Annotated in this window: 16 protein-coding genes; 12 read left to right on the top strand and 4 right to left on the bottom strand. The window is 43.9% G+C overall.

The features are described from left to right. The first annotated feature begins 69 nt into the window (after positions 1-69). From B067_RS21205 to B067_RS0107380, 8 genes are all read left to right on the top strand, one after another. Positions 70-1,380, top strand: a complete 1,311-nt coding sequence (locus tag B067_RS21205; protein WP_019529447.1) for a multiheme c-type cytochrome — start codon at positions 70-72, stop codon at positions 1,378-1,380. A gap of 8 nt (positions 1,381-1,388) precedes the next feature. Beyond that, positions 1,389-2,228, top strand: coding sequence for a PP2C family protein-serine/threonine phosphatase (locus tag B067_RS19885; RefSeq protein ID WP_019529446.1), 840 nt, complete (start codon positions 1,389-1,391; stop codon positions 2,226-2,228). Positions 2,229-2,289: 61 nt separating this feature from the next. Further along, complete coding sequence (locus B067_RS21200; protein ID WP_083921379.1) at positions 2,290-3,237, top strand: FHA domain-containing protein; 948 nt, start codon at positions 2,290-2,292, stop codon at positions 3,235-3,237. Between the two features lie 103 nt (positions 3,238-3,340). After that, positions 3,341-4,876, top strand: coding sequence for a serine/threonine protein kinase (locus B067_RS21195; protein ID WP_019529444.1), 1,536 nt, complete (start codon positions 3,341-3,343; stop codon positions 4,874-4,876). 118 nt (positions 4,877-4,994) lie between these two features. Continuing rightward, positions 4,995-6,608, top strand: coding sequence for a caspase family protein (locus B067_RS0107395; protein WP_156820776.1), 1,614 nt, complete (start codon positions 4,995-4,997; stop codon positions 6,606-6,608). Between the two features lie 31 nt (positions 6,609-6,639). After that, positions 6,640-8,127: an autotransporter outer membrane beta-barrel domain-containing protein gene (locus tag B067_RS0107390; RefSeq protein WP_019529441.1), complete on the top strand. Its 1,488-nt coding sequence runs from the start codon at positions 6,640-6,642 to the stop codon at positions 8,125-8,127. 98 nt (positions 8,128-8,225) lie between these two features. Further along, on the top strand, positions 8,226-13,469 hold the full coding sequence (locus B067_RS0107385; RefSeq protein ID WP_019529440.1) for a fibronectin type III domain-containing protein: 5,244 nt from the start codon (positions 8,226-8,228) through the stop codon (positions 13,467-13,469). An 18-nt stretch (positions 13,470-13,487) separates the two neighbouring features. Further along, positions 13,488-14,399 carry an alpha/beta fold hydrolase gene (locus B067_RS0107380; RefSeq protein WP_019529439.1) on the top strand — a complete coding sequence of 304 codons (912 nt, stop codon included), beginning with the start codon at positions 13,488-13,490 and terminating at the stop codon, positions 14,397-14,399. 29 nt (positions 14,400-14,428) lie between these two features. Here the strand turns inward: B067_RS0107380 and B067_RS0107375 are convergent, their stop codons facing one another. The 4 genes from B067_RS0107375 to B067_RS19870 all read right to left on the bottom strand — a co-directional run bounded on the left by B067_RS0107375 (position 14,429) and on the right by B067_RS19870 (position 20,626). Then, complete coding sequence (locus B067_RS0107375) at positions 14,429-16,375, bottom strand: acetoacetate--CoA ligase (protein ID WP_019529438.1); 1,947 nt, start codon at positions 16,373-16,375, stop codon at positions 14,429-14,431. 62 nt (positions 16,376-16,437) lie between these two features. Further along, the gene (locus B067_RS0107370) at positions 16,438-18,246 is read right to left on the bottom strand and encodes a serine hydrolase domain-containing protein (RefSeq protein WP_156820775.1); all 1,809 of its coding nucleotides are present in this window, start codon (positions 18,244-18,246) and stop codon (positions 16,438-16,440) included. A 142-nt stretch (positions 18,247-18,388) separates the two neighbouring features. Further along, positions 18,389-19,270 carry a beta-keto acid cleavage family enzyme gene (locus B067_RS0107365; protein ID WP_019529436.1) on the bottom strand — a complete coding sequence of 294 codons (882 nt, stop codon included), beginning with the start codon at positions 19,268-19,270 and terminating at the stop codon, positions 18,389-18,391. A gap of 294 nt (positions 19,271-19,564) precedes the next feature. Continuing rightward, complete coding sequence (locus B067_RS19870) at positions 19,565-20,626, bottom strand: GlxA family transcriptional regulator (protein WP_019529435.1); 1,062 nt, start codon at positions 20,624-20,626, stop codon at positions 19,565-19,567. 576 nt (positions 20,627-21,202) lie between these two features. On the opposite strand from B067_RS19870, the gene B067_RS0107355 reads away from it, so the two are divergent. The 4 genes from B067_RS0107355 to B067_RS0107340 are packed head-to-tail and all read left to right on the top strand — an operon-like array spanning position 21,203 to position 25,798. Continuing rightward, positions 21,203-22,360 (top strand): acyl-CoA dehydrogenase family protein, encoded by a 1,158-nt coding sequence (locus B067_RS0107355; RefSeq protein WP_019529434.1) that lies wholly within the window; start codon positions 21,203-21,205, stop codon positions 22,358-22,360. Beyond that, positions 22,360-23,517: a CaiB/BaiF CoA transferase family protein gene (locus B067_RS0107350; protein ID WP_019529433.1), complete on the top strand. Its 1,158-nt coding sequence runs from the start codon at positions 22,360-22,362 to the stop codon at positions 23,515-23,517. The genes B067_RS0107355 and B067_RS0107350 overlap by 1 nt, the downstream gene beginning before the upstream one ends. Positions 23,518-23,567: 50 nt before the next feature. Beyond that, a complete protein-coding gene (locus B067_RS0107345; RefSeq protein ID WP_019529432.1) occupies positions 23,568-24,878 on the top strand; it encodes an MmgE/PrpD family protein in 1,311 nt (436 codons plus the stop codon). Positions 24,879-24,892: 14 nt separating this feature from the next. Then, complete coding sequence (locus B067_RS0107340; RefSeq protein ID WP_019529431.1) at positions 24,893-25,798, top strand: HTD2 family dehydratase; 906 nt, start codon at positions 24,893-24,895, stop codon at positions 25,796-25,798. Positions 25,799-25,850 lie beyond the last annotated feature (52 nt).

Below are 25,850 nucleotides of genomic sequence, written 5' to 3'. Positions count from 1 at the left end.
CTAAGACATTAACAACCGTCGCTGTAATAGCAGTGATGTATAAAACAAAAATAAAGGAGTGAATGTGCAGTGGCTTTTTTCAACACCGTGGCATTATTAAACACAAGGGTCGCTGTTATTTTACTCGCCCTTATATCTGTGCAGGCTGTTGCCTTGCCGCAATATGATGAGGATCAGCATCTAGGGGTGGCTAGTTGTGCCAGTAGTGTTTGCCATGGTAAAAGCAAAGCGGTTGAAGATAAAAACGTGATGCTTAATGAGTATCGCATTTGGTCTACCGAAGATCGGCATGCTAGAGCCTACAAAACATTACTGTCATCAGAATCAAAACGTATAGCTAAAAATCTAGGTTTGCCTAGTGCTCATACAGCAAAGATATGCTTGGATTGCCATACCGATAATGTGGCGAAAGAGCAACGTGGTCCTAAGTTCCAAATTAACGACGGTGTAGCTTGTGAGGCCTGCCATGGCGGCTCGCAACAATGGATAGAAAGCCATACCGAAGAGGGCGTGACGCACCAGCAGAACTTAGATAAAAATATGTATCCAACAGAAGATGGCGTGGCCAGAGCTAAGCTGTGTATCTCCTGCCATTATGGTACTAGCAATAAAATGGCTAGCCACGAAATCATGGGCGCTGGCCATCCACGATTAAGCTTTGAGTTAGAGACTTTTTCCGCCAATCAGCCCGCGCACTTTACCGTCGATGCTGATTATAAAACCCGTAAACCCTATATTAGCGGGTTTAAACTTTGGGTTGTTGGCCAAGTTGAAATGCTGAAATCTAGCTTAAATCTGATGCAAGAAAAGCTGGTGAATAGTGAGGCCGTGGTGCCTGAGCTGTTTTTTTATGATTGTCATGCCTGCCACCACGCTATGAGTGATACGCGTTGGCAGCCAACCAGTGCTAAAAAGGGCATGCCTCCCGGGGCTGTGCGGCTGAATGATGCCAGTGCGATGATGCTGCTATCATTGCTCGACGTTATAGCGCCAGAGCAGCATAAAGCCTTGAAGGCCGCATTGATTGCCCTGCATAAAGCCTCATTAGTTAATAGGCCTGCACTTAACGCTGCCATTATTAAATTGCAGGCGCTAGTGCTGGAGTTGGATGGCCAGTTAGTCGCTAAGCAATACACCGATCAACAATTAAAGGCAGTAAGAAATAACTTGTTAGCTCAGGCGTCGCTGGGTGAATACCGTGATTTTGTCACTGCCGAGCAGGCCTTCTTAGCCATTGAAAGTATTACGATCTCTTTACAGCAAGGTACCGCGTTAGAGACACAGCTCAATTTACTGTACGGTAGCCTAGAAAATGAGGCGCTGTTTAGCCCGCTGAAATTTCAAAACTTAGCGAATCAGATTAAGAAAGCTTTTAAATAAGAGGTATTATGACGCTGATAGAGTTTGATGCTAAAACCGATACCGGTGTTGTTAGGGATCACAACGAAGACGCCATCTTAGCGGATGCTAATGCTAAACTGTGGGTGGTTGCTGATGGTATGGGTGGTCATGCCTGCGGCGAGGTGGCGAGTGCTATCGTCCTCAAAACAATTAAAGCATCTGCAAAAATAGGGCAGGGCTTGGTTGAGTCTATACAAAAAGCCCATGCGGATGTAAAGGCGGCGGCAGAAAGCAATATTAATGCTAAGGGGATGGGGTCCACCGTTGTGGCTATGTCCTACACTGGTAATAGTTATACGGTTGCGTGGGTGGGGGATAGCCGAGCCTATCGCTTGCGCAAGCAAAAGTTACAGCTGTTAACCCGCGATCATTCCTATCTTGAGTTGCTAAAAGATAATGGCTTAACAGAAGAGGCTGCCAGAGAACACCCTAAGCGCAATATTATTGTTCAAGCTGTGGGGGTTGGTGAATTAAGCCCCGATACTGTTGAGGGTGAGTTTAAGTCTGGTGATCGCTACTTATTGTGTAGTGATGGTTTAAATGATGAGCTAGCTGACGATGAGATTGAGACTATCTTGAATTCAGAGCAAAATACACCAGAGCTTATCGATACCTTAGTAGAGCGAGCTTTACATCATGGTGGCAGGGATAATGTTAGCGTGATTGTTATTGATATTGATCCCGAACAAAGACGGTGTGTGAATAACACTGCTTTAGGGGCCAAATTGGGTAAAGTGTGGCTGGCGAATAAGCCTGTTTTATTACCGCTGCTAGCCGGTATGTTGGCTGCAACAATAATGGCGTTGATTATGTTAGCGCTACGTTAGTTATTAGCAAAGTAAGATCGTAAATTATATATTTTAACTGCATAAAGATAGGTGAATTTTAATGACTTCAAGTGAGATTACTCCAACGATATTGTTGAAGCCTTTAAATGGGGCAGATCCCATTGAATTAACCGCTGTAGTCATCGTTGGTCGTGGAGCGGCTTGTGATGTGGTTATTGAGCAGGAGCGTTTGTCGAGAAAACACGCCCAGCTCACCGTTAACAATAATGAGGTGTTGGTCGAAGACTTGGGCTCAACCAATAGTACCTTTGTCAACGATGTTAAAACTGTAGGGGCTGTTACCGCTAAGCACGGCGATATTATAAAGTTTGATAGTTTTGCTTACAGAGTGACAGTGATGGGGCTTGATGAAGAGGATTCTACTGTTGCAGCATCGAGTGATGCTGAAGTGCTGGTAGAGTCTAATACGCAAGCTTATGCGGCGCCTAAGAGCTGGGCGTTAGATGATACGCCTTCAGCGGATGGCACATTAGTGATGTCTTTAGATGAGCTAAAGAAGCATGCCGAAGAAGATAAAGACGCTATTACTGCTGAGAATATTGTACATGACGAGCCTGTGTTGATCTGTCTAAACGGGGATATGAAGGGTAAAGTCTTTAAGTTTACTACCCGTGACAAAATCACTAAGTGGGAAATTGGTCGCTCAGCCGATTGTGATGTGTGTATTGATGATGGCAGCGTGTCGACTAACCATGCCCAATTAATACATGAAGCCAAGCGTTGGAAGCTAACAGACCTGATGTCATCCAATGGCACCTTTGTTAATGATAATAAAGGTTTGTCCAGTTACCTGAAATCAGGTGATATGGTTCGATTTGGGCAAGTGGAATTTCAATTTAGTCTCGGTGAGGCTGATAAAGCAGTCACCGCTGCTAGAGCGACTGTAACTGAAGCTGAGCCCGGTAAAAAATCAGCATTAATGACCTGGGTTTTCGCTGGGGCAGGATTTTTGATAGCTGCTGCTGTGCTGTATATGCTCATTTTATGATGGCTTTTTTACAGATATGGGCAGCAAAAAAACAGTATAATGGCGCCCTTCAAACAGCGCCTATATAATTAACCACATGATTTGGGACTGAGGTTGCGTACTAATGACAGATAAACCGACTACAAATACTAAAAAGGCTGGCTTAGATCAGCCTCGCCCTGAGTCGGATGATGATGCTACCGCTATATTAATAGATGATTCCCTGCCCACCGAAGTTATTCCAGAGGGCGTTGAGCCCACAGTAATCATTGAGGACTTTGACGCCACCGTAGTTACTAGTCACGATCCCTACGCAACGGTTGTTAACTCGCCGTCTTCCCCCTCCCCGCAGCCCGCTAAAGCTAGCGCTGTGGATGGCACTATTACGCGTAACCCATTAACCAATACCCTGCATAAACCCTTTACCATGGGTGGCGATGCGATAAAAGATCGTTTTATTGTGCAAAAGGTTCTTGGCCAGGGTGGTATGGGCATGGTCTGCCAGGCTTTAGATTTACGTAAGGTTGAAGCCGATGATGAACAACCGCACATAGCGATAAAATTGTTAACAGGGGCTTTTCAGCAGCACGCCAGCGCTTTTAAATCCTTACAGCGCGAAGCGAAGAAAACTCAAGCCCTAGCGCATCCTAATATTATTACTGTCTACGATTTCGATCGTGATGGCGATACTATTTTTATGACCATGGAAGAATTAGATGGCTACCCACTGGATGCGATTCTTAAGGGTAACACCGACGTTGTTTTAGATAGAAAAACAGCGTTGAAAATCATTCGCGAAATTGCGTTAGCCTTAGAGTACGCACATTCCAAAGGTATTATCCATTCAGATTTAAAACCAGGAAACATTTTTTACACTAATAACGGTCAAACTAAAGTTTTAGATTTTGGTATCGCGAGAGCGCTTAATAATGAACTGTATAAAGATAATTATGATGCTGGTGAGTTAAACGCGCTAACACCTAAATATGCTAGCTTGGAAATGTTTAAAGGGCAGCAGCCCGACCCTAGGGATGATATTTATGCCTTGGGCATTATTGCCGTCGAGCTACTGTGTGGCTTTCACCCCTATCAAGGTGAAACGGCCTTAGAGGTTAAGGCGCAAGCGCTTAAGCCACAGCTAGATAAATCTCTAGGGCTGCTGTATAAAAAATTATTAGGTAAAACTTTGGCCGTTGAGCGTGAGAATCGCACGCAAACAGCTACGCGGTTTATTTCCAGCTTACAGTGGGCCGAAAAAGGTCCGCGCAGATTATTAATAACAGCTTTTTTTGTACTGACCGTATTAGTGGCAAATGCTTTTATTATTGATGCGGTAGATGACGATATTCCGCTTTCAGAGTTACCTATAGCTGATCAAACCTTGGTTTTGAAGAATTTAGCAGAGGCTGATATTGCACTGAAATTCAAAGATTATAATGGCGCCTTGGTTTATCTGGATAGGGCTTATCAAGTTCATCCTAGTAATAATGATATTGAAGATAAAGTTGATGTTGTTCTAGATGCGTTTAAGGCCGGTTTGTTAGCGTCAGCAAGCGGTGAGCAGCATGACTTTTTCATCAAGCAATTGACTGAGATAGGCAATTATAAGTTCATTGCTAATAATGATAATTATAAAGATTTACTTAAAGAAGAAAAATAAAGGTTTTTGTGAGTGCTTATGCGGCAGCTAAACGCGTAATGAGTTAATGGACTAAATAATTAAAAGTAAGGTTGTTACTGTGTTGAATTTTATTTTCACTATACGAAAGTGTTTTTCTATGGCGTTATTTTCTGTGCTGGTGCTTAGTTTGGTGAGCTGTATGGCTGCCGCGCCAACAGGCATGGTCGCAGATGCGGCTAAAAGTCGTGAGCAACGTATTGCTGAGCTGCAAGTGGTGGATTGCCTGCTGCCAGGGCAGATGAGAATGCTAGGCTCTCGCCCCTATATGACGCCTAGACGCCCAGCTACACTGTCTGCAGCTGAGTGTCAGATTCGCGGCGGTGAATATGTTGCTTACGATAGGGCTGATTATAAGACCTCGTTAAATGTATGGATGGAAACCGCGCAAGCCGGCGATGCAGCTGCGCAAGTCAACGTAGGTGAGATTTTTGAGAAAGGCACAGGCGCTGCACCTAATTATGAAGCGGCCATTATTTGGTACACCAAGGCGGCTGAACAAGGTAATAAGCGGGCGCAATTTAATCTGGGTACGCTGTATGAACAAGGCTTAGGGGTGGAGCAAGATAAAGTTACCGCTTTGGGCTGGTATAGACAGGCATGGGGCCTGCCTGAAGATGGTTTAGTCTTTCAGTCTGCTGTTGATAAGCAAAATTCGGTTGCTTTAACTGAGCTAAATGCATCCATTCGTAAAAAAGATTTGCAAATCAATATTATGAATCAACAGCTCTCTGCGCTAAATGCTAGTGCTGGCTTATCGAATGATGAAGCGTTACAAAGACAAGTTGAAGATCTTAAAAGTTTAGTTTACGAGCTTGAGCAGGAAAATAAAAAAGTAAAAGCTAAAAAGATCATTGTTCAGAAGCGAACTGATAATTTAAAGCTTAGAACGCCTACGCAAATGGTGGCGCAAGCTAGCTTCGAAAGTAAGGGTGAGGATGTTAAAGCGTTAGATATTAATTTTGGTAAATATTATGCCTTGGTCATTGGCGTGCAAAACTATGACAAAATTAATAACCTCGATACCCCGATCAATGATATCAATGCTATTTCATCTGTCCTAGCCGATCAGTATGGCTTTCAAGTTCAAAAAGTCATTAATGCTGATGACGTGGCTGTGATGGAGGCCATTAATAATATCAATAGTCAGTTAACAGAGGATGATAATTTACTGATTTTTTATGCGGGCCATGGTGCACGTTTAAAAACAGGTGATATTGAATCGGGTTATTGGCTGCCAACTAATGCTGAAGCGCCACCTAGGGATACCTTTTGGGTTGCTAATGAATTTGTTACACGCCACTTGGCTAGGTTTAACGCTAAGCGTGTGCTGGTTGTGTCTGACTCATGTTATTCGGGCTTGCTGTCTAGTTCGCCAGGTTTTTTGATGATGGGTGAAGATGCCAAATATACCAATGAGTATATTAAATATAAGGCGTCAAAACGCTCACGCCTGCTGTTGGCGTCGGGTGGTGATGAGCCCGTGTTAGATAGCGTTGGCGGTAGTCATTCGGTATTTACCAAGGCTTTTTTAGCGGCCTTAAAAAGTAATGATGAAATCATGTCGGGGCCACAATTGTTTTTGAAGGTTAGAGGCTCCGTTGAAGAGATGGCTAAAAAAGTTAATTTTAATCAAATGCCAGAGTATAAAACAATTAAAGGGGCTGGGCATGAGGTCGGTGACTTCTTCTTTGTGCCTAAATCTAAAATTTAAAATTACTGCATTTGTTGCAAAGGACGCGATTATGAAAAACAATAAATCCACTGGCTTTCGCTTATTATTAGTCACTGCATGTACATTAGGCTTACAGCAAAATGCGGATGCTGACTTATTGAGCTTTCAGGGTCAATACCAAAGCGAGCTGGAAGAACGTTCAGCCATTTCCAATCAAGCAGTTTATGATCAATTAAAAGCATCTGGTTGCGATGATGTGGAAAGAGCTGCTACGTCTAGCTGTAGTGGCGCAACCTTTGTGGTTTGGAATAATGTTAGAGAGTTGGTTCATACCGCCAATGAATTAACCAATAGCGGCCCAACACTGTTTAGCTTAGATTCAAATCTAGAAGGTTTAGGTTTTGCACTACGTTGGACGGCTGGCGAAGAATTCGCCAGTGAAGAATCCCTAGTTGATAGCTTTGTGAGTGGTCAGCTGTCAGGCCTGGCTTCACGTATTACAGCGCTACGTAGTGGTGCTAGGGGTTTTAATATTGCCGGCGTGGACGTTGATGGCAACGGCGAATTGGCGAGAATATCAAAGTATAGCAGCGGGCTTAACGCCGGTGATCAAACATCTGACCTATGGTCTCGCTTAGGCGGCTTTATTAATGGCAGTTATACCTATGGCGATCAGGAAGGTAGCGAGCGAGAGGATGCTTTTGATTTTGATGGCGCAGAACTTAATGCCGGGCTCGATTATCGATTAGATGATCATTGGGTGGTGGGTGGTTTATTAGGTTACATTTCTGAAGAAGTCGATTTCGATGCTGAAAAAAGTATAGTCGATGGTGGCGTCACCATGGATGGATTGTCTCTTTCTACCTTTGTTTTATATCAGTCAGATAGTTGGTTTTATAGTGCGTCTATAGGTTACCAGTATAGTGATTTCACCACGACCAGAAGTATTCGCTATCCATCATTTAATCCTAATACAACAAGTACTAACACTGAGGCAAGAAGTAGTAATGATGCTCATACCCTCACAACTAATATGTCGGCAGGTTATTCATTTTTTGTGACGGATACGATAACAATAGAGCCTTCTGTTAGTGTTAATTATCAAGATGTCAGCATTGATGAATACAGAGAAAAAGATATCAATAATGATGGCTTTGATTTTGTTGTTAGTAAGCAAAATATTGATTCGCTAGAAACGGTGGCATCGTTAAAAACGCAATATACCTTAACGACACAGTATGGGGTGTTTATGCCCTTTGTTGATTTGCAATATTATTCCCAGCATAAAAGTGATCAGCGATTTATTGAGGCAGCCTATGTAGGGGCAATGGAAACGCTGACTTCAGATGCTTATTTTTTGCTGCCCACTAATAGTGTTGAGGTAGATTACAAAATTTATAGCTTTGGGGTGGCGGCTGTTATTCGTGGCGCACAGCAAACGACTTTTGGCTCAGCGGCTAGTGGTGGTATTCAAGTGTATTTGAATTTTCGCGAGATTAAAGATATTGGCGATTATAGCCAGAAAATACTATCTGGCGGTTTACGTTATGAGTTCTAGTTGTGTGTTTATTGTTTGATTAGCCATCGCCGATAAGTAAATTTCATATTAATGTCCATGCTCTTGCGCTTTAAGAGCTATTTATTTTTGAGAAAATAATGATCAGCTCCCTCAAAACAATAATAATTAAATTTCTGCCGCTAGCAAAACTATTCTTGGTTTCTTGGGCGTTAATGCTTAGTGCCTGCGGTAGTGGTGGAGGTAGTGGCGTTGGCTATCAAGACGATGACTTACCACCTACGGCTAATGCTGAAGCTTTAGGTATTCCTAAAGTCTCAAACGCACCTACCAAAAATTACCAAACACGCTCTAATAGTGAGGTGGTTTTAACAGGTAAAGATAGCGACAGTGATTACGCGCCTATACTTTCTTTTAAGTGGGAGCAAACCGAAGGCCCTGCGGTTCAATTAATTGAACGTACAGCTAGTGCCGTTGCGTTTAATACACCAGCTAGCGCTAATAAGGATACCTTGGGTTTTAAATTAACGGTAACCGATGCCAATGGTACCACGGCGAGTGATGAGGTTTTTGTTGATGTCATCGCTGTTGATGATGCCGGTCAGCTGTTAGAAGACCCTGCCACGCCTAAGAGTAAACTGCTTTTGTTAGCCGCATTGCGTGAAGCTGAAGATACCGGCGCTAATACACGGCCTTTCACTGTAACGGTCAAAACAATAGCCCACTGGCGCAACCGCTTAGGCAAGATGGATCAGATGGTTGTTAACACACAGCGGATCGCGGGTTTGTTTCCTGCTAACTTCAATCCAGCGGCGAGTTATAACCCTTTAGCGGACCCCCGCAACCCTTTATTAACGGTTGATTTAGTTCGCTTTGATGCTGATGATATTAACCAACATTTTGAAAAAAATAATCGTGACCGTCGGGTGGAAGCTTATGAGATTCCAAATGCCTATTTAAAATTAAAAATTACTATTAGCTCGCCAGCGGTCGTCGATTTTGAATTACTGGCTATGGATAATAGCCCTGCTGCGACTAACGTCGACACACGACAAATTATTGCTATTAATGCCATAGGTACAACGATAGGCGCGGTAGCTGCAGCCAATGGCGCCTTACTACAAACATGGACTAGTGCCAGTGCTGTTGAATTGTCAACCACGAATGTTCGCCGTCAGCTGGGTTTAGATACCGCTTTAACAGCCAATGCTTATTATAATTTGCTAGACCCCAGTGGCGACTTAGCCACCCTAGATGGTTGGTTAGAGCATGCCGGTTTCATCGATGCCCAAGGCAATAAGATTGATGACCCTAATATTGCTCATGCGTTATATGTTAATAATTATGACTTGGGTTTTGGCCGCGATATGTATTTGCGCAAAGCCAGTAACGGCAACGTATATAGCTATGTTGTTAATTACCCCACGATAGAGGATGGCATGCAGCAGAAAGGTGATTTTGCTGTGGTGGCGATGGAGTATAGTGAGAATCCTGATAGCGGCGGTGCCAATGCAAAAATCGTTAAGTTTTTTGCCTATGTGCCGGATGAGAGAACCGGTGAAAATATACGGGTAAGCAGTTTAAATTTTGACGGTAATGGCGAGCGTTTTATTCCTGGCGCCTGTACTATTTGCCACCAAAGTCACCCTGGTGATAGAGATTTTACCAATATCGCCGATGCTGATCTCAACGCTACCTTTATCCCCTGGGATTTAGATTCATTTTTATATAGCCATGCCAATAATGCCCAACTTATTGAGCCTACGTTAAATAGCGATAACTTCACCGACAGTGAAATTAAACAATACAGCCGTGAGTCACAAGAAAAAGCGTTTCGTAAACTTAACTTAGGTGCATTGGCTACTTATAAAGATGACCCTACCCGCCATGAGGCATCTATAGCCTTAGTTCATGGCTGGTATGGTGATAGTGCGATGAGTTACGCTGTCGACAAACTACCTAATAGCAACTTTGATGGTGAATATGTGCCAGTCGGTTGGCAGGGTCAGGAAGATTTATATCACAATGTATTCACTAGAACCTGCCGTATTTGTCATACTCAGTTAGCGGATAAAAATAATAACTACGATAGCTACGCCAAAGTTTTAGCCGATAAAGATCAAGTGATTGCTCGTATTTATGAGATGGGAAAAATGCCGGGCGCGCGTTTATCCATGGATAGATTTTGGGTGCCATTAACTGCTGGCGCCGATTCCTCAGCGACTTTATTGCGCGAGCATTTAATGGGCTTGGGTGATACCGTGCCCTTAAAACCGATGTTTCCGGTGCCAGCTTTTAGCGTTAATTTGTCGACACCGGATATTAATGAGCTGATTATTGTTGAGGCCAGCGATAGTGTGTTTTCTGAAAGCTATCAATGGTCTATGGTTTCTCCCAGTGGCTCAAGTTCGCAATTAAATAACACTGGCGGCTTAATGAGTTCATTCATCGCCGACATGCCTGGTGGCAGTTACGACATTACTTTAACTACTACCAATGCCTATGGCGCACAAGCATCAATCACTCAAAGCGTTGTTATAAACGATAAAGTTCCTGTGGCAGAATGTTTTACGGCGAATAGTTCGGGTTTATATTCGTCTATAGGCTTATCTAATATTTCCGTTGTAGCATTGCTTAGTGATTTGGGTGACGGTGGTGTGAGCATAGACTCTGTTGTTGATGATACTTATGGCAGTGCCAGTATCGAGGCGGGTGGCCAAACCATTAGTTATCAGCTTAACGACCCCTTTGTGCGTGGTGTTGATGTTATTGAATATCAGGTGGCTGATTTTGATGGCAGTTTATCAACCACGTCTAGCTCAGCCAATTGTATCTCTAGTGCGCCCGCGGCAGGTTTTGGCTCTATTATTATAGACTCTACCCCATCGGGCACGCTGGCGGCGAGTAATGTCACAGCAACGGTGGATGCTACTGCAAACACCACGGAGATAGATATTGCTTGGTCTGCAGTAACCGGCATTAGTAATGTTGATGGCTATAACGTATACCGTAATGCCACAGCAACGGGATCACCGCTTAATGGCAGTTCATTAATTACCGGCACTAGTTTTACTGATAATGATTCAGGAGACGGCCTAGAAGCTGGCCAAACCTATGATTACAGCGTTGAAACCGTGGTGGGCGCTTTTAGCTCCAACCCCTCTACGGCATCAGCAAGTACGGCTTCATTGACACCAACCAATTTAGAGGCAAGCAACGATGGCAGCAGTACTGCTGATGAAACAACAATAAGCCTAACATGGGAAGTACCTGAGGCAGGTGAAAAGTCAATTGTGAATTATACCGTTTACCGAGACCCAGCCTTCCCAGATACTACGATTACGACTACTGATGCTAATAGGTATTCAGACACTAGTCTCAATTCAGGTACAACCTATACATACACAGTTACCGCCAATGATGTTGTGCAAGAATCGCCCTTGTCTAATAGCGCTACGCAAAGCACCAGGCCTTTAGCACCTAGCGGTTTAACGCTAACGCCGGGTAACGATAGCCGTAGTGATATAAATCTGAGTTGGAATGCAGCAGGAGGCAACTTTGATGCGTATATGGTTTACCGGGATGATATTAAGATTAGTCCTGTGCCAAAAACGCAAACCAATTATTCAGATACAAACCGTGCATCTGATACCAGTTATAGCTATTACGTCACCACAGTCAGTGATAATGGCGGCTCATTAGAAAAAGAATCGGCAGTCTCTGATAATCCGGGCGTTAGTTACACTACTGATGCTGCTACTGCTGCCGAAGCAACTAACTTAACCGCCATTATAGATAATATTAATGATGCTACTGAGATTAATCTAAGTTGGGGGCCTCCCGTTGCGTTTACGGATGAAGGTTACAATATTTATCGTAGTAAAGATGGTGCAGCAGCGGAGCTTTTAGTAACCGTTCCAGCAGGGTCAACAAGTTATACCGACAGTAATTTGAAGAATAGTTCTACTTACCAATACCAAATAGAAGCCATCTACACTAGTGCTGAGCCAGGTAAGGAGCCGCGGTTAACCGCACAGACGGCTTTAGCTACCGACACCACGTTATCGCTAACACCTACCGCATTAACAGAAGATGCGGCCACGATCAGCCAAGTGGATTTTCACTGGACTACACCCGTCGCCAAGGTAGATAGAAACTTTGTTATTGAGCGTAGGGTTAATGGTGGCACCTTTGCGAGTTTAACCACAGTAGCTTGCTGTAGTGTTAGCGATAACACCGTTAGCCCGGCTACCAATTACAGCTATAGCATTAAAGCAAGGCAAGGAATTGATTCCGCTACTAGTATTATTAACATCACCACCCAGCCTAACGATCCTTCAGGTTTAAGCGCTACCACAATAAGCACTAGCCAAATCAATTTAAGTTGGTCGGCAGCTGCCGGTAATGTCGATAGTTATTATGTGTATAGGGATGGTGTAAATGTGGCGAATGTTAGCGCGCCCACCGTTAGCTATAGCAACACTGGCCTGTCTTCAGGCACTGACTACAGCTACACAGTGAGGGCGGTTTACAACAGCGTTGAGTCAAACGATACCGTGGCGGCAACAGCAACCACTACTCCTGCAGCCCCCACCAGCTTCACCGCATCTGACGGTACCAGCACTACACAAATAGACTTAAGCTGGACATCGCCCGGTGGCGATATAGACAGCTATAATATTTATCGCGATGGTACTCTTGCAACCACGGTTACAGCACCCACTGTGACTTACACAGATACCCGATCTAGTGGTAATCAATATAGCTATACGGTGACAGCTGTTGCCGGTGGGCATGAGTCGGCCGCCGCTGCGGATACCGGTGCCACACAACCGGCAGCACCCACCACTATTAGCGCTACGGTGAATAGTGCCAGCCAAATTACTGTGGCTAGTTATGCGGTAAGCTGTAATAACACAGCCAGCTATATCGTCAAGCCTTCGGGCTTACGTGCTAACGCCAGCACTACGGCGGCTAGCGATGCTGTTTCGGGATTAACGGGTAATAAGGCTTACACATTTACTGTTACCGCAAGCTGCAATGGTATTAGCTCTGCGGCATCGGCCGCTTCAGCGTCGGTAACTACCGATGTTTCCTATGCCGATAATATCGCTGCTAGCAATGGTGATGGTGCCGGTGAGGGTTTAATTAATAGGGTGAGAGGTACCGTAGGCGATACTAATACTTGTGCTAGCTGCCACAGTGAAGGCACTATAAAATCAAGAATCAGCTTAATAAATAGTAGCTACACCTGTATAGAAACCAACATTCAAACCTGTAGTGCCTCTATGGGGCCTAGCGGCGGTGGAGGGTCTGAAGTGACGCCTTTAAGTGCCAGTGAAATCGATATCATTAAGGCGTGGATAAGAGATGGTCAGCAATAGGCTGATCAGGCTATAGCCGTGTTTGCTGAAAGGTTTAGCGAGTTATTACAGCGTTTTTTTGCTAAGCAAAAAAACGCTGTAAATAGTTTGTTGTTATTAGCGCGTTGTTTGCTGTTAGTTTTTACTGGGTTTGTAATAGCGGGCTGTAACGCTGTGCAAGCGCCTGAACTACGAGCTGATGCGGTTGTGCAATTGGCCTTAAAAAGCCATTGGCAGCAACAGCTGATTAATGGCGAGCAATTTGATTTAGTCGCTTTTTTGCCACAGGCGTCAGCACCGCAGCGGCAACTTATTATTTATATAGAGGGTGATGGTTTAGCGTGGCGCAATCACTATACGGCGTCGTATAACCCCACGCCTATCACCCCTACCGCGTTAAAGCTTGCATTACAGCATCCAACCAACAACGCTGTTTATTTGGCTAGGCCTTGCCAGTATGTGAGGGCGGCTAATGGTCACCATTGCCAGCAGCAAGTTTGGACCGCCGGCCGTTTTTCGGAAGCGGTAATTGCCAGCACGGCTAAGGCGATAGATGTGTTGAAAACGCAATACCAAGCTACATCCTTAGTCTTGGTGGGTTATTCCGGTGGTGGCACCTTAGCGGCATTGGTGGCGGTTAGACGTCAAGATGTTAAACAGTTGATAACCGTGGCTGCAAACCTAGATCACCGCGCCTGGACTGATTATCATCACATTTCACCCTTGGCAAAGTCCCTAAGCCTTAAAGTGTACCGTGATAGGCTATCTGCGATTCCGCAACATCACTTTGTCGGTGCCAATGACCTTATCGTGCCCGCAGTACTGACCAAAAAATTTCTAGCTACCATGCCGTTGTCGCCATGGATTGTGCTAGATATTATTGAAGGGGTTGATCACGATTGTTGCTGGGTAGAGCAATGGCCTCGCTTGATTACTGGCTTACAGCTTTAAAAAACTTAGAGCTGTTGTTTCTGTTTTGCTTAGCTTAACTCCTTCAGGTTTTTGTAAAGCGCTAATGCTTCCGGGTTGGCAAGGGAATCAGTGTTTTTTACCGGTTTGCCGTGCACCACATTACGTACAGCGAGTTCAACTATTTTTCCACTCAATGTTCGTGGTATGTCACTAACTTGAATAATTTTTTCTGGTACATGGCGTGGCGTTGTATTTTTTCGGATTCTAGTTTTAATCTGTTTTTTTAATTCGTCATCAAGGGTTATTCCCTCACGTAATACAACAAATAATACAACGCGAACATCGCCATCCCGCTCTTGGCCAATAGCAATACTTTCTAAAACATCCGGCATATTTTCTACTTGACGATATATTTCAGCAGTGCCGATGCGAACCCCGCCAGGGTTAAGAACGGTGTCGGAACGGCCATGAATAATTACCCCACCATTTTCGGTGATCTCACCATAGTCACCTTGATGCCAAATATTAGGGTATTTCTCAAAGTAGGCGCTGTGGTATTTTTCACCATCGTGATCATTCCAAAAACCTACGGGCATGCAGACAAAAGGCTTTACGCAAACTAACTCACCTTTACCGGTTTTGAGAGGATTGCCATCATCGTCCCAAAATTCAACAGCCATAGCCAAACCGCGACACTGAATTTCGCCAACGTAAACCGGTAAGATTGGGCTTCCTAAAACAAAACAGGAGATTATATCAGTGCCTCCTGAAATAGAGGATAGGCAGACATCATTTTTGAAGTCGCGGTAAACATACTCGAAACTTTCATGTGATAGTGGTGAGCCCGTTGAAAGAATAGTTCTTAAGCTGGATAGATTGTGAGACTGTTTCGGTTTTATATCTGCGGCCTCAATTGCAGCAATATATTTTGCACTAGTGCCGAATATAGTAATGCCCTCAGAGTCGATAGTGTCCAGCAACAACAAACCTTTTTTTGCAAATGGGGAACCATCATAGAGAACTAGGGTGGCGCCACTGGCTAGCCCAGAAACTAACCAGTTCCACATCATCCAGCCACAGGTAGTAAAATAAAAAAACACATCTGATTTTTTTAAATCTACCGCTAGACGGTGTTCTTTTAAGTGCTGCAATAACGTGCCACCGGCGCCATGAACAATACATTTAGGTTTTCCCGTTGTTCCCGAGGAATACATAATGTAAATGGGGTGGTCGAAGGGGAGTTGGGCAAAATCAATATGGCTTGTCTCTGAAAGAAAGTCGCAATAGTGCTCAGCGCTGGGGATGTTAGCAATGTCCGGATTTTCACTCACCACCGAAACAACAATTGTTTTTTCGATGGAATCAATTTTTTGAGTTATTTCGGCTAAGCGCTGTAAACAGTCGTGGCTTTTGCCATTATAAAAATAACCGTCAACGGCAATTAGTACTTTGGGTTTAATTTGATCAAATCGGTCAATGGTCGCTTGGCTGCCAAAATCAGGAGAGCAGGAGGACCAGATAGCGCCAATACTGGTCGTGGCCAACATGGCAATAATGGTTTCTGGAATGTTGGGCATAAATCCCGCGACCCTGTCGCCAGCGCTAATACCTTGTAATCTAAGGCTGCCAGCCAATTGTGCTACACGACGATAAAGCTCCCTATAAGTTAGTGTAGTACGCTGGCCATTTTCTAATAAGGAGATAATGGCCAAGCTATCATCTTGTAGCTGTAGCAAGTTTTCAGCAAAATTAAGTCTCGCTTCGGGAAACCACTTTGCGCCAGGCATTTTATCGCCATCCACCAATACCTGTGTGCTTTTTCTCTGTGATTTTACGTCACAGAAATCCCATAGCTCTCGCCAAAAATCTTCAGGGTTGGCTACTGACCAATCGTATAGTGAAGAGTAATTGTTTAGTTCGAGTTTAGGCTGATGAGATTCCACAAGGCGTGCAAATTGAGTGACTTGCGCGCTTGCAATGCTTTCTTGTTTGGGACGCCAAAGTGGTTTATTCATAGTTAAATTATAGCTCGTTAAAAATGATAAATAGATATTTGTCTACGTATTTAAAAATAATATTATTTAAATGGTTTTAGCTTGTTAGCGGTGTCTATCATGCCAAGTGAAGAATAACCGCCATTACCAATACGAAACCCCGTCATTTTGTTAGGAAATAAGGCTATAAGAACACCGCCAAAGCCATGCATTTCTGGAATACTAATGGCGACACCGGGTTCCGTTTCATAAGGCGTGTGCCAGAGGCTCATGTGATAAGACTTTTTACCATAGCGGTTTTCTCTTCCCGTTAATAATCCGCGTTTCTCGGTTTTATAGAGCGCTTCTGCCAACTTTTCCTGACTTAATATTTGTTGACCTTTGTGTCGTCCTTCATTTTGTAATAGGGTAGATATTTTAGCAATGTGATCCATAGTCATATATAAACCCCAGCCCATAAAAGGAATAGGATTAGCACCATTAGCTTCCTTGGTCATATTTGATGTTAAATGGTGAATGCCTATGGGCGTAAAAACTTCATTAACCATCATGGTCCAAATGTTAGCGTCAGGTCCTTCTTTTTCTTTTAATAAGGCATCAAGTGCGACTGCCAGTGTGAAGGTGTCACGATCGCGATATCGAACATATTGATTGGGTCCCCAAGGATAGTTGGGGTTTTTAAACACATACTTTATTTTTTCTTCAGCAGTTTCGGAAAAATACCAAGCTAGATATTCTGTCTGGTTTTCTACAGCAAGATAGCCATCGCTAATGTCATTAGCTTGAATATTATGGCTGCCGGCACCAATACCTGTTGCCATGTTTAAAGCGTCGCCAAAGGTTACCTGGTCCCAGCCATCATGTTCTGCGGTTACGGTAAGGTAATCTTTAATTTTTAAATCAAAGATGCCGTCGCCGTACTTTTGAGCCATGCGTAGGGCGGTAGTCATGCCTAGCATTGATTTACTCGCTGACCAGACCCCGTGGCGCATCTCTTCCGGATAGGGGTAATTTCCATAAGGCGTGAGATGGGGTTTGGCATAGATGGTGTTGTCGATAATTAGCCCGCTAGATACCGTTTTGTCTGAGGAAATGCCTGAGTCAAACTCAGCTAATAACTTGGCGGGGTATTTGTCAGTAAGCTCTGACCATGGGCGTACGCTGAATCGATCTTTTAACTCTTTTGAAAATTGACGTTTTAGTTGTTCGGCATTTGAGAATATTTCTGGCTGGTAGCTGGCGGCTATTTTACCCCAGGCAACGAACCGTGTTTGAATCATATAGGGGCTTAGCTGGTGAACAATTTGATAGTGTAATTGAGATATTTTTTTATCTGTATAAATGAAACTAGCGATGCCGTTGTAGGATTCGTTTTCAATATTACTAGTGAGAATAAATGGGAATGATGCTCTGGAATAACCGTTGTCACCGGGCTCTGACCAAGTTTTACCAGGAGAAGCCTGTAGCTGCCAAAAACTTTCACTTTTTTTAGCAACGACTATGTCTCGATTAACAGGAATTAGACGATCTTTATCGCTAAAAAACGCTAAGTTTAAGCCTGGGAATAATTGAGTGTATTTGTTATTAACGATAGTTGGTAGTATTTTTTCAGGAATGGATAGCATCTCTGTTTCTGAAATAGTTATAGTTCCTGAAAAGGTATGTTTTGCTGCTTTTGAATGGGGATTAGGTAAGTAATTGTCATTATTAACAGGAGATGAATTATGTTTGGTATATTTTGTTGACATATCAGTAAGATTTTCAAAGCTTAGAGCTGTTCTTTGATGTGGTTTCTGATGAACTGTCTCGGCAGTGATATTAAAACTGATTGCTGAAATTATTATAATTTTCAGTAATAGACGTTGGGCTTTATATTTATTTTTTAGAATCATTATATACTCCCTGTAGCCATGCCTTTTATCTAATGGCTGTAAAGTGATATGGATTTATGTATTCAGCTGTATAAATAAAACAAGCCCTAATACAGTTTATCCTGTACTAGGGCTAAATAAACATAGCGCTCTATATGGTTAATTACACAGCGGCTAAACCCAATTTTTCTCTAGCTTCTGCTGGGCCTACAACACGAGCCCCCAAGCGTTCTATGATTTCAACTGCACGCTGTACCAGTTGTTCATTACTGGCTAGTACACCTCGGTCTAGATAAATATTGTCTTCTAGGCCTACCCGAACATTGCCACCTAATAGCACCGCTTGAGCAACCATTGGCATTTCCATACGGCCAATACCAAAGCCGGCCCAGTTTGTGTTGGCGGGTAGCGCGTTTTTCATTGCAATCATACTTTCAGAATCCGCACCGGCGCCCCAGGTTAGGCCTAGGCAAATTTGGAAAAGTGGCGTTCCGGTTATCAGCCCTTCATTTATCATTTGTTGAGCAAAGCGAATATGGCCTAAATCGAAAACTTCTAACTCGGGCTTCACTCCCCATTCCATGACTTGTTTTGCCATAGCGCGTAAACAGTCAGGTGTGCTGACGTATATTTCATTGTCTCCAAAATTCATAGTGCCACAATCGAGGGTGCAGATCTCAGGCATTACGGCTTTCACATGGGCGAGGCGTTCTGCAGCACTGATAACATCCGAGCCGGGGCCGGGTAAGCTAGGGTCTTCATCACTGGGAAACCAGGCGCCACCCATGCCTGCAGTGATATTGATAATGACATCGGTATCGCTTTCACGTATCAGGTTTACGGTTTCTTTAAATAACTCTACATCTCGAGATCCCGCTCCTGTTTTTGGGTCACGCACATGAATGTGAGCAACCGCGGCACCTGCTTTGGCCGCAGCGATGACAGAATCAGCAATTTGTGTAGGTGTGACGGGAATGTCCGGGTGCTTGGCTAAGGTATTGCCTGCTCCGGTGACCGCACAAGTAATAATGACATCGTTGTTCATGTTTTCCCCTTAGTACAAATAATCAAATAGAAAATATGTTCGTAGTAGTAGCCATTGTAGGATTCAACGAATAAGTCACTGTAATTTTTTAGTTATAGATTTGTGTATTTTCGACGTGTGAAATAACAAATACGGGCGCTTATAAAAAGCACAATAAGCTATTGTGAGCGTTTCGCTGTGTTGGCAGGATGTTTTAACAGTAGATGTGATATCCGTTATTACTTCAAGTATGCTCGCTGGCATCAGGTTTTGGTGAGGCTAATTAATGGGTTGGCCAGCTAAGCTTTGAAGTATTTACGGTTTAATTGCTAAGATCCGTTTGGCATGTTTTGGTCGTGCTGTAGTCATAGCCTTTGATACGCCAGGCCAGAAGGGCGTTGCGTCGTGTTCAGGCCAAGAGGTTCGGTGATCTCTGGGACGAACATCAAACATATCGGTATAGGATTTACTGAAATACGATGAACTAGAAAAACCACAAGCAACGCCAATATCCAACACAGACATATTGGTTTGAGTGAGCAGGGTGCGGGCATGTTGTAGCCGCAAAGCACGGTAGAAGGCTACAGCAGAACAATCATAATAACGATTAAATAAACGTTCTAGTTTACGTTGCGTAAGGTCAAGAAATCCGCATATTTCTGGAATAGAGATGGGTTCTTCAATATTATTTTCCATAAATTCGATAACGCCTTGCAGCGCTGGCGGAGGTGCTGTGTTAGCTTGGCCTTGTACTTCTTTTTGGGGAAGCTCGCTATCTCTTATACTGTTGTAAACGAGTTGGTCGGCAACTTCTATGGCAAGAGATTTATTATGTCTTTTTTCAATGTCTCTTAGCATCATATCAAGGCAGGCCGTTCCGCCAGCGCAGGTCATGCGTTTGCGGTCGATGACAAAGAGTTGTTCTTTGACGATAAGTTCAGTGTAGCTTTCTTTAAAGGCGGAGTGGCAGTGCCAATGTATAGTCGATTGGTAGCCTTCCAATAAGCCCGCTCGGGCAAGTACGTAGGTACCAATTTCTGCTGCGCCTAGTATGGTTCCTTTCCGTCCCATCAAGCGTAACCAGCGCAGTAGATCGGGGTGGTCATATCTTTCAGAGTTCCAGCCACCGCAAACAATAATCGCGTCGAATTGCTGTGTTTCTTCGTTGATTGACTGGGTTTGGACAGGTATGCAGCTGGCTGAAGGGACGGCGTCTCCTGCTACGGAAAGAAACTTCCAGTCATAAATTTTATTACCGTCGCAATAATTAGCAATGCGTAGCGGTTCAACTAAACATGAGAGAGTAAAGGAGCTGAATTTGGGTAATATTACAAAAGCAAATGTAAACGTCGGTTTGGCAGCGCTGGTATTTAACACTTAATCCTCCAACTGGATTGAGAAGCACTAAGGCTAGATAGTGCATAACCTAGGTGCCACATTTAATTGTTATTGTCGATTAACCTTTTGTGTCAATCGATAGCTATAAAGCACTTTTTGCAAAAGAAACAAAATTCCTAGCGGTATCTCCCCTATGGGGGTAAACCTAGCAGTGTAAGAGCCGAGTTTTAGGCATTTTATAAGGCTAATACCACTAAGTGGGTGGTTTGCTGTGCCACCATAGTCATCCTTCCAATAGCTTAGTTATAGAATATTTTCGACATAAATGAAAGATTTTCGTCATAAATTGAAAGTTTTGGTCGTTTTATATCAATTATTCCTTAGAGGGATCTGAAAGCATTGGTTAAGCATTAGCCGTTTTTACACATCAAAGGCTGAGTACTTATTGGCATGACCGATTGGTTACGCGACTTGGGTGATTATTTGCCTTTACCCACTTAAGTGATTCGAATTAAATAAGCCTACAAAAACATCATCTTGGCTGGGCTTTAGCAAATACAAATTTATAAAAAGTTCTCAAGCTGACTATGAGTATTAATAAAAGGGGAGATAGTTGTGGCTTTTGAATTAGATCATTGTGAAATTCGGGATGCGGTAGGCAAATTATGCAAGCAGTTCCCCGGAGAATACTGGCGCAAGCTAGATAAAGACCATGCCTACCCCAGTGAGTTTGTTCAGGCCCTTAGTGATGCAGGCTACCTTTCAGTACTAATCCCTGAGGAATATGGTGGCAGTGGTTTACCCCTAAGTGCAGCCTGCGCCATTTTAGAAGAAGTACAGCGTAGCGGTGGCAATGGTGGCGCCTGCCATGCACAAATGTACACCATGGGGACATTGTTGCGTCATGGTTCAGTGGCTCAAAAAGAAAAGTATTTGCCCGATATTGCTGATGGCACATTACGGTTACAGGCTTTTGGTGTCACTGAGCCTGGTAGTGGTACCGATACTACCCGCATACGTACCATGGCCGTTCGCGATGGTGATGATTATGTGGTTAACGGTCAAAAGGTATTTATTTCACGCGCTGAACACTCCGATTTAATGATTTTATTGGTACGCACAACGCCTAGGGATGATTGTGAAAAGCGTACTGATGGCATGTCGGTATTGTTAGTTGATTTACGTGATGCGGTAGGTAATGGGCTCACCATTAGCCCCATAAAAACGATGATGAATCATGCCACTACCGAGTTATTTTTTGATAATTTACGGGTGCCTGTTGCAAACTTAATCGGTGAAGAGGGTAACGGTTTTAAATGTATTATCGACGGCATGAATGCTGAACGCATTTTGATTGCCGCTGAATGTATTGGTGACGCCCGTTGGTTTACTGAAAAGTCATCGGCCTATGCGCGAGATCGTGAAGTGTTTGGTCGCCAGATAGGCGAAAATCAAGGGGTTCAATTTCCTATTGCGCGAGCGCATATCCAAACAGAAGCCGCTGCCTTAATGGTACGCCAAGCTGCAGATTTGTATGATGAAGGTAAGCGTCCGGGGGCCGAAGCCAATATGGCTAAAATGCTAGCTTCGGAAGCGTCATGGGCGGCTGCAGACACCTGTATTCAAACTCATGGAGGTTTTGGTTTTGCTGAAGAATATGATGTGGAACGAAAATTCCGTGAAACACGACTTTATCAAGTAGCGCCTATATCAACGAATTTAATTCTGTCGTTTATAGCCACCAGTGAATTAGGTTTACCGAGGTCGTTTTAATGAGTTTACCTTTGGAAGGATTGTTAGTCGTTGCGCTAGAGCAGGCCGTCGCTGCGCCTTATTGTTCATCACGCTTGGCCGATGCGGGTGCGCGGGTGATAAAGGTAGAGCGTGCTGAAGGGGATTTTGCTCGTGGTTACGATCATGTGGCTCACGGTGAAAGTGCGTATTTTGTGTGGGTTAATCGTGGCAAGGAATCTCTCTGTTTAAATATCAAAGATGAAAAAGATAGGGGGTTACTGCAGGCGATTATTCTAGAGGCTGATGTGTTTATTCAAAACCTAGCGCCGGGTGCCGCTTCCCGTGCAGGCTTTGACTCTAAAGAGCTTAGAGAAACTAATGAAAAATTAATCACTGTGGATATATCCGGCTATGGTGAATCTGGCCCTTATCAATATATGAAAGCCTATGATTTATTGGTGCAATGTGAATCGGGGTTAGCATCTATTACCGGTGCCGCTGAGCAACCTGGCAGGGTCGGTGTTTCTATTTGTGATATTGCCTGTGGCATGTATGCGCATGCAGCTGTTTTGGAGGCGTTGGTAGAGCGACAGCAAACTGGGCTTGGTAAGGGCTTGAGTGTTTCCTTGTTTGATGCCATCGCCGATTGGTTGGCAGTTCCTTTAATGCATCAGGATTATGCAGGCAAAGCACCCGAACGAGTCGGGCTTAATCATCCCTCAATTGCACCTTACGGGGCCTATCATTGCTTGAGTGAAGAGCCTGTTGTTGGCGGGGAGAAAAAGGATGGGCCTCAGGTAGTTATTTCAATCCAAAGTAATCGTGAATGGAAAAATTTCTGTGAAATAGTATTGGAAAAACCTGGGCTGGTGGAAGATCCACTCTATCGAGACAATGTCGACCGCTGCCTGCATCGACCAGCACTAGATGAAGTCATTAATTCAGTATTTTCTAAATTAACAAAAAGTCAGTTAATTGAACGCCTTAATAAAGGAAAGATTGCTTTTGGCTCGCTTAATTCAATCGCCGACTTATCTGAACATCAACAATTGAGACGTACACAGGTTGATACTCCAACAGGTCCTGTGAGTTTTGTTGCACCCCCCGTCATCGCTAGTAATCAGGCGTTAACATTGCGAGCAGTACCCGCTTTGGGTGAGCATACCGATGCTATTAAACAGGAATTCAATCAGTAAGCATTTACATTCTAAGAAAGATTTAGAGAAAACCCTACAGAGAAGAATTTATGACCCTAACACAGCAGTTAATAAGCTTAATTCGCAACAAACCAATAGGTAACAATGATTTAGAGCGCGCTGCTTTTTTTACCTTAGATGCCATTGCTAATGCGTTAGCGGGGAGAAATAGTCTGCCGGGTAAAAAGTTATTACAGTGGGGGGCATGTCAGGGGAATGATGCCGGCCGCAAGGCCTTTGTGATTGGTGGTTTGACTCATATTTTAGAAACTGATGATTTACACCGTGCATCTGTGACTCACCCAGGCTGTGTAGTTGTGCCCGCTGTTTTTGCTTTAGCTGAACGAGAAAAAAGTAATAGCGTAGACATTCTTAAAGCGGTATTGCAAGGTTTTGAAGCGATGTGTCGTGTGGGGTCCGCAGTTGGTCCTGCACATTATCGAATATGGCATAATACCGCGACCTGTGGTCCGTTTGGTTCTGCAATGGCCGCAGCAAGCTTGCTAGCATTGAGCGATGAGCAAGCAATGTTTGCATTGGGTAATGCCGGCACGCAATCTTCAGGCTTGTGGCAGTTTCTTGAAACCGGAGCAATGAGTAAGCACCTACACGCGGGGCGAGCCGCTGAGGCGGGTGTTGTTGCGGCAGATTTAGCACTGTTAGATTTTACTGGTCCGCCTGCTATTCTCGAAGGGGAAAAAGGCTTCTTTGTGGCAACCTGTGCTGATGCCAAACCAGAGAACGTGACTGCAGCATCTGAAGCTCCTTGGCAATTAACAACAACCTCAATAAAGCCCTGGCCCTCCTGTAGGCACACTCATCCAGCTATTGATGCCGCTTTAGAGTTACACAACGAATTGGCAGGGCGTGAAATAAAATCTGTGCATATAGATACATACCAAGCGGCTATGGATGTATGTGATCGCCCCAATCCCGATAGTGAGTACGCAGCTAAGTTTTCAATTTTTCACTGTGTGGCAGCCGCTCTGGATGCAGGTGAAGTCATTTTTGATTCTTTTTCTGAAGCTAATCGTTTGCGTTTGGGATCACTGCGTGATCGGATTACGTCTGTAGTGGCTAATCCTTATGCAGAAGATTATCCTGATTCTTGGGGTTCGGCGGTTAGCGTCGCCTGCACAAATGGCGATCGATTAGTGGCCACCCGTACGGCTGCTAAAGGTGATCCAGAACTTGCCTTAAGCAATGATGAGATGATTACTAAAGCGAAGATGCTTTTAAATCACGGCGGTTATAGTCAGCAGCAAGCTGAAAAAATAATCGAGGGTGTATTAGATTTAGCGAAAGAGCATGCCTCGGTTGAAATAGTGAATTATGTGTGCGGGCAGTTAAATAATAATTGATAGGGCTAGGTATTTTGGAAAGTAAAAAAGTTGAAGTTAGTGCCGAGAACTTGGCGTCATCAATTGGTCGGCAAGAGATTTGTTTTGATGATATTACCCCTACGCAGGCGCGTGGCTTAGCCGCTATTCTTGATTGGAAAGATACGCAGCAGATTAGCGGGGATATTCTGCCTGCGCCTTGGCATTGGCTTTATTTTTTACCCACACCAAAATCATCTGAGATTGATATCGATGGCCACCCTAAAAGAGGTGGATTCTTACCCTTAATTTCGTTACCTAGGCGAATGTGGGCGGGCAGTCGTATTAACTTTATAGCGCCTATATGTATTGGTGATAGTACGCGACGTTTATCTACCATAAAAGATATTAAAATAAAAAATGGAAAGTCCGGTCAATTGGTTATTGTGACCGTTCTTCATGAGATTTATGTTATCAATAATAAAGATAACGCCGAAGCCAATTCAGAGTGTCTCGCTATTAGCGAAGAGCAAGATATTGTTTATCGTGATGCAGCCCCATCCGCAGCTGCAAATGCTTCACCGTCGCCAAAACCTGCCCCTGTGCCTGCCAAGCCACAATGGTCAGATACTATTAACGTCGATGCGGTAATGTTATTTCGTTATTCGGCATTAACCTTCAATGGTCATCGTATTCACTATGATTATAAATATGCTGTTGAGGAGGAAGGGTATGGCGGCTTAGTGGTGCATGGGCCATTAACAGCGACATTGTTATTGGACTTACTGCGCAAAAAATTACCTAACGAAAGCGTAAAAACCTTTTCCTTTCGCGGTATCCGTCCCATAACAGATACCGGCCCCTTGAAAATAGAGGGGCGCCAAGAGGGTAGAGTTGTTCTTCTTTGGGCTCTGGATTGTTCGGGCGCTCTTGCCATGGATGCTCAAGCCACCCTGATTTAATATTATCTATAGTTTGATAGGTAATTATTGTGATAGATAATTTAGGATGCCG

Origin of the sequence: Dasania marina DSM 21967, assembly GCF_000373485.1 — a bacterium.
Lineage (GTDB): Bacteria > Pseudomonadota > Gammaproteobacteria > Pseudomonadales > Dasaniaceae > Dasania > Dasania marina.
The sequence above is the reverse complement of the archived record's forward strand: the minus strand, read 5'-3'. Positions and strand labels throughout refer to the sequence as shown.